This window comes from Pseudomonas sp. SB113 (genome assembly GCF_040754745.1).
GTDB classification, from domain to species: domain Bacteria; phylum Pseudomonadota; class Gammaproteobacteria; order Pseudomonadales; family Pseudomonadaceae; genus Aquipseudomonas; species Aquipseudomonas grimontii.
In genome coordinates this window covers 1-463 of record NZ_JBFMHW010000152.1, presented here as the reverse complement: position 1 = coordinate 463, position 463 = coordinate 1, and the positions used below count along the sequence as shown (strand labels likewise).

Sequence of the window (463 nt, the reverse complement as noted above, 5' to 3'; positions counted from 1 at the left end):
TGTCGAACATGTGGGTCATGTAGCGAGCATTCGGCCCGTCGTCATAACGGGGCGGGAAGGTGAACTGGATGCCGTTGTCGGTAAGAACGGTGTGGATCCGGTACGGCATCGCTGCAATCAGAGCCACGAGGAAGGCAGAAGCCGACGTTCGGCCAGTCTACCAGACGACCTGGACGAAGGCGAATTTGCTCGTGCGATAAATGCCCACGTAGAGATATAGCTTGCCCTCGGCCGTCTGCACCTCGGCGATGTCGATATGGAAGTAGCCGATCGGGTAGGTTTTGAACTTCTTCTTGTCCGGCTTGTCTCCGGCCACATCGGGCAGTCTGGAAATGCCATGCCGCTGCAGACAGCGATGCAATGACGAGCGCGTCAGGTGCGGGATTGTCGGCTGCAGGGTGTAGAGGCAATCATCGAGTGGCAACAGGGTGTGGCGCCGGAAGGCGATGATGATCGCCTCCTC

The 463-nt window shown here is 58.5% G+C and carries 1 pseudogene; it reads right to left on the bottom strand.

Annotated elements, in window-relative coordinates:
• A pseudogene (locus AB1462_RS31920) lies at nucleotides 1-463 on the bottom strand (IS481 family transposase); the annotation flags it as partial.